The sequence below is a fragment of the Photorhabdus sp. RM323S genome, from assembly GCF_042879375.1.
Taxonomy (GTDB): Bacteria; Pseudomonadota; Gammaproteobacteria; order Enterobacterales; family Enterobacteriaceae; genus Photorhabdus; species Photorhabdus tasmaniensis.
Genome location: NZ_JBHFKZ010000098.1, coordinates 1 through 4,705 on the forward strand (window position 1 = coordinate 1; position 4,705 = coordinate 4,705).

Sequence of the window (4,705 nt, forward strand, 5' to 3'; positions counted from 1 at the left end):
GTGTCGATACTGCGATCCGGTATTTTTGCATTCCACAAATTGATTAACTCAGCGTGCGGACAATCAACAGGGTTTCTATCAGTGCGCTCTTTCCAGCGGATGGCGTCAGACAAATAACCGTCAAATCGTTTCATGCGACATAAATTCTCTGGCTTAAGCTTATCGCCATATCTCCATTGGGTGACTGACCATTCGACAACCAGCTTGATTTCATCAGCCGTGTAGCACACTCCCTTGCTCTTCACTGTGGATAGCGCTTTCAGGAATGGAGCCGTTGATTGAAATTTTGAACTGGTGAGCTTGTTAAAATAATCCAATATTTCGAGAGCGAGATTTTCATCCCCCACGGGGGTAAGGGGGATCTTTTCTTTTTTCTTTAATATATTTCTTTTGTGTGTCTCTACATTGGAGACATCATTTGTCTCTAAGTTAGAGACATTTTTTGTCTTCAAATTAGAGACACTGTCTCTAGACTGAGTCTCCCAACACGATATTAACTTGTTAATCCCAATTTTATTACCGTCAACAAACAGTAATCTCATTGAAATTAATTCGTTTTTTGCCTTGTTCACATTCTGTCTTGATAGACCTGTTATTTCTGCTATTTGAGAATCGGCAATGCGATCGGATTTCTTGCAAAAGCCGTAAGTTTTCCTGATGACTGCCAGTATTACTTTCAGTTGTCTGGCCGTCAGATCCGAACTCGCTATAGATTCCAATAACTCATTGGCTATCCTCGTATATCCGTCTTCAACATCAGCCACTTTAACAACCTCCCTGCGGGGGGCGGGAAAATTAATTACCTCCGCTGTGTTCATAGTGCCTCCATTTTCTTAAACTCAATGACCCATACCCATCGATCATTAAATGAATCATTAAATGAATCATTGCCGTAAATGGACTCCCACAGCTCACGAAATGCAACGCGATGCATGATATTCTCGTGACCGGGACAAATTCTCGCTGTTACTCCTTCTGCAATGGCATCCTCTTCATTGATTTCATTCAACCTCTCGACACGAATATCTGTGATTTCTAACGTGATGCGTGAGGCCCAGCGTGGCATGTGAATTGACGGTATCCATTTGTCATCACGAACCTCGACGCACTCAAAATCACATTCCGACATTAGTCGAATGTGATCTTTCATGTCGCTAATACTCTCGTATCCGTCTGCCCGATACGCCGCAAGACCATCACTTACTTCGCCAAATGAACAGCCATTCGCGCAAACGCGATAATTAATAGTCTGATAATGAGCCCAGGTCTCACGTACCCACAGCCGATCACCCACTTTCCAAGGACAACGACTTAGAATATTGCTTTGTTGCGGCTTAACAGGCCGCCGTGTTTGAGTTTTCCGCCCGGACAAAATCGCCCGGACCATCTCACCGTTGAAAATAATTGGCTTCTCTGTCATGATTGCCTCGCTATTGTTGTTAGTGGTATAGGGGAAATGAGAGCTCCCCCGTTTGACTCATATTTGATTAGCCTCATCTGCTGTAACAGACGGGGCTTTTTCTCTTAAGTGAGATAGCATCTCTTGCAACGCTTTAGCTATCTGTGCTGTTTCTTCTCCGTGAATCACTACTTCGCTTACCGGGGCATCAAAACCGATTGCAGCAAGCAACTTAGCGGCTTTTGTAACAAAGCCGGTCTCTTCTGCCTGCCATCTGCTTATCTGTGATTGATGCACTCCGCAGGCATCAGCAACATGCTTTGGCCCTGTGATGATGATCCCCTTTCGTATTCGCGACTCGATTTCTCTTGTTTTGCGTTCAATTGCGATATCCATACGTCATACTTTCCTAAATAAAATTAAATTTATAGCCCAGTTGGGCTACGCTCCCCGCTTATGCGAGGAATCCCCACAGTGGCGGGGAGGCGGATTGTTAAAGAGCGGGCGAGCTATACCGGCTCGCGCGGTTGTTTATTTACTTACTTGGTTTGGAAATGGCTTAATTTCTTCAGCCTTTACTCGACCATCTGGGAATTGAATAACGAAAATACTTCTACCCGTGCGTAGTGCTTTACTTACGGCTGTTTGGTGACAACCAATCTCATCTGCTGCCTTGGCTTGTCCCTTTTCGAGCACGTATTCCGATAATGGGATTGTTCTCACTTTTAATTCTCCTTGTAACCCATAAAACAAATAATACTGGCGGTATTACAAAAATGCAATACCTGCGGTATTTTCAATTTAATAACTACGGTATTAAAATTAAGGAATGAACAAGAAAAAACCTTTGACTCAAGAGCAGTTAGAAGACTGCATGAGATTAAAATCAATCTTCGAATCTAAGAAAAAAAAATTAAATCTTAGTCAACAAACTATTGCCGATGAAATGGATATATCCCAGGGTGCAGTGGGCCATTATTTGAACGGTAGGAATGCACTTAATGCAAAAGTGGCATCAACTTTTGCAAAGATATTGAATGTTTCTATTTGTGACTTTAGCCCATCTCTAGCTGCTGAAATCACAGAATTGTCAACAACATGTGTTGGCAATAATGAAAAAAAAGAGTTAACAAAAGCAGCAAGATACTTAACGCCCGAACAAGAAGAATTGCTTAAAGCTTTTGACAATCTACCAAGAGATGAAGCACAGCGCGTCTTGCGCGAGACAAAAGCAAAAGCAGCGCATTTTAATGCAATTTTCGCAGAAATGCTGGCGAAGAGGGGCAGTAAAGCAGGTTAATGATATAAATTACAAGTGCAAATATTAACTCATGAAATTGTTACGTTTGTCATATTTTTAATAAAGGAATGGAGATGAGCGATAAAAAGCATAAAAAAAATGAAATTAAAGATTTTAAGCCCCATGTAGATACAGATAATTTAATATCTATGAAGGATTTTTTTGACTATCTAGAAGACAAAGAAGTCAGTCATACATGCCCCGCATGTAGTAAACCAACTATGTCTGGGGTTGTTGCTGTTGAGAAAGGTCAATCACTAACATTAAATGTGATGTCAAAAGATGCATCAAAAATCTTAGCGCATGAGTGTGTCGGTAGAATTTGCCTATCATGTGGGAATATTCAACTATTCTGGACAAACTCTATAAGATCTTGGATGAAAGATCATAAAGATAACGATTAAGGTGTCATCATAGTGAATGATAATCAATTGGCTACCGTATACAGCATCATAGATGCCAAGCCAATAGCGTATAATGCAGTTCCAAATATTGAATTTGCCGATAAAAACAAAAGTGTTATTATCAAGAATAGCGACAATGTTAGCCATAGAGAGGTAGATATGGATGCTCGCATGGAAAAACTAGAGAAACGAGTTGATTCTATTGAGTCTACATTGTCTCGCCTAAATGAAACAATGCTTAAACTGGATAGTAAGATTGACTTGCAGACATCTAAATTGGAGTCCGCTATAATTTTACAATCAAACAAGCTTGAATCAGCACTAGCCTTGCAAGGTTCTGAATTGAAATCAACCATTGAAAATCAGAAGGTGTCTTTTGATGGAAAATTGAAGGATATGCGCTTAAGTATAATCCTCTGGATCTTGGGCCTGCCTAGTTTGTTCTTCGCAATTTATAAGATTTACGAAATTCTCAGTATCAAACAATAATTAGCCCTCCCATGGGGGCTTTTTACGCCCTCTCCCCACCAAGCTAGCCAAAACCCCATCCCTAGAAAATTTTTTTCAAAATAAATTCATTTTAAAATCATAATGATACTAATTTTTCATCATTTTTAAATACCGCAGGTATTGCATTAAATTAATACCGCAAGTATTATTAATCACATCAAAGGCACACAGCAAACAGGCAAGGAAAGCCCACGAAGTAGCCGCTACCGGCACATGAAGAGGTAGATGATTCGCAAGTGCTAAGAAACATCATAAGCAACGGAGAAAGGTCATGAGCACATACAACAATGCAACAATGTACGTCGATAAATACACAGGCAAGCAATATCTTGTACAGAACGGCTACAGCGGGCGAGTTACTCAATACAAAGCGAATGTACAAGTTTGGCACGACTGGTCTTGTGAAAATGGTGGAAAATTAGGCACTACGATCTTCAAAAGCCGCGCGGAATTAAATAGCTGGCTTCGCATGATGGGATTCAAGAAGTAACTGAATATAGCCCCACAAGGGGCCTTAAATACCAGCTTTTTAGCTTAGAAGGCTGATATTTAGGAAAAGCAACCAATAAGGATGTTTCGCTCTTTAACAAATAAGCTCCCGCCATTGTGGGAAATACTCGAAGTGAGTTTTGGGGTGTTGTGACTGAGCCTAAAAGTAATCAGTCAACTCATTCACAGATGAGACTGTATCAGGACTGCGGGAGGCGCAACTGTGATAGGGCCGCAACGTAGCAATCACAACACCACCAAAACTTACTGATGAGGGTAATCAAATGAACAGGATCACTTACTTACCGCGCACAGGTAAGACGAATTCGAAGCTCCGCCGCTATATTGCGAGAGGTGAACTGATTGCACGTAAAGCAGCAGAGGCCGAAGGTAATCAGCGCTCAGTTGATGAAATTATCGATTCAATTATTAAGCCAGTCGATGAAACTGATGTTTTGGCAAACCTGATTATTGCTTTAAAGAGTAACGATAAGCCAGAAATCACAGGTAGTCACTGCTTATCAAATACTTTTCTCTATTCAGTCAAGAATAAGAAAAGTAGCAATATTACAGCAAGATAATGAATATTTCGCCGCACCGGGG

9 protein-coding genes are annotated in these 4,705 nt (G+C 40.9%); 5 read left to right on the top strand and 4 right to left on the bottom strand.

The annotated features are described in order from the left end of the window. From ACGF7G_RS21535 to ACGF7G_RS21550, 4 genes are all read right to left on the bottom strand, one after another. Positions 1-818: replication protein (locus ACGF7G_RS21535; protein WP_387468271.1), on the bottom strand; the 818-nt coding region annotated here is incomplete at its 3' end. Continuing rightward, positions 815-1,420 carry a hypothetical protein gene (locus tag ACGF7G_RS21540; protein WP_387468273.1) on the bottom strand — a complete coding sequence of 202 codons (606 nt, stop codon included), beginning with the start codon at positions 1,418-1,420 and terminating at the stop codon, positions 815-817. The genes ACGF7G_RS21535 and ACGF7G_RS21540, both read right to left, overlap by 4 nt. Positions 1,421-1,477: 57 nt before the next feature. Next, a complete protein-coding gene (locus ACGF7G_RS21545; protein ID WP_387468275.1) occupies positions 1,478-1,795 on the bottom strand; it encodes a CII family transcriptional regulator in 318 nt (105 codons plus the stop codon). A 135-nt stretch (positions 1,796-1,930) separates the two neighbouring features. Beyond that, the gene (locus ACGF7G_RS21550; protein ID WP_040154730.1) at positions 1,931-2,122 is read right to left on the bottom strand and encodes a Cro/CI family transcriptional regulator; all 192 of its coding nucleotides are present in this window, start codon (positions 2,120-2,122) and stop codon (positions 1,931-1,933) included. Positions 2,123-2,228: 106 nt separating this feature from the next. On the opposite strand from ACGF7G_RS21550, the gene ACGF7G_RS21555 reads away from it, so the two are divergent. The 5 genes from ACGF7G_RS21555 to ACGF7G_RS21575 all read left to right on the top strand — a co-directional run bounded on the left by ACGF7G_RS21555 (position 2,229) and on the right by ACGF7G_RS21575 (position 4,683). Continuing rightward, positions 2,229-2,699, top strand: a complete 471-nt coding sequence (locus tag ACGF7G_RS21555) for a helix-turn-helix domain-containing protein (RefSeq protein ID WP_133812563.1) — start codon at positions 2,229-2,231, stop codon at positions 2,697-2,699. 74 nt (positions 2,700-2,773) lie between these two features. Further along, on the top strand, positions 2,774-3,103 hold the full coding sequence (locus ACGF7G_RS21560) for a hypothetical protein (RefSeq protein ID WP_387468278.1): 330 nt from the start codon (positions 2,774-2,776) through the stop codon (positions 3,101-3,103). A 12-nt stretch (positions 3,104-3,115) separates the two neighbouring features. After that, positions 3,116-3,592 (top strand): hypothetical protein, encoded by a 477-nt coding sequence (locus ACGF7G_RS21565; protein WP_387468280.1) that lies wholly within the window; start codon positions 3,116-3,118, stop codon positions 3,590-3,592. 292 nt (positions 3,593-3,884) lie between these two features. Next, positions 3,885-4,103 carry a hypothetical protein gene (locus tag ACGF7G_RS21570; protein ID WP_387468282.1) on the top strand — a complete coding sequence of 73 codons (219 nt, stop codon included), beginning with the start codon at positions 3,885-3,887 and terminating at the stop codon, positions 4,101-4,103. Between the two features lie 283 nt (positions 4,104-4,386). Continuing rightward, positions 4,387-4,683 carry a hypothetical protein gene (locus ACGF7G_RS21575; RefSeq protein WP_387468283.1) on the top strand — a complete coding sequence of 99 codons (297 nt, stop codon included), beginning with the start codon at positions 4,387-4,389 and terminating at the stop codon, positions 4,681-4,683. Positions 4,684-4,705: the final 22 nt, after the last annotated feature.

What these genes read in the sequence shown, in the direction of transcription:
- ACGF7G_RS21540 (WP_387468273.1), bottom strand. Translation starts at nt 1,420, where the DNA reads ATGACAGAGAAGCCAATTATTTTCAACGGTGAGATGGTCCGGGCGATT.
- ACGF7G_RS21545 (WP_387468275.1), bottom strand. Translation starts at nt 1,795, where the DNA reads ATGGATATCGCAATTGAACGCAAAACAAGAGAAATCGAGTCGCGAATA.
- ACGF7G_RS21555 (WP_133812563.1), top strand. Translation starts at nt 2,229, where the DNA reads ATGAACAAGAAAAAACCTTTGACTCAAGAGCAGTTAGAAGACTGCATG.
- ACGF7G_RS21560 (WP_387468278.1), top strand. Translation starts at nt 2,774, where the DNA reads ATGAGCGATAAAAAGCATAAAAAAAATGAAATTAAAGATTTTAAGCCC.
- ACGF7G_RS21570 (WP_387468282.1), top strand. Translation starts at nt 3,885, where the DNA reads ATGAGCACATACAACAATGCAACAATGTACGTCGATAAATACACAGGC.
- ACGF7G_RS21575 (WP_387468283.1), top strand. Translation starts at nt 4,387, where the DNA reads ATGAACAGGATCACTTACTTACCGCGCACAGGTAAGACGAATTCGAAG.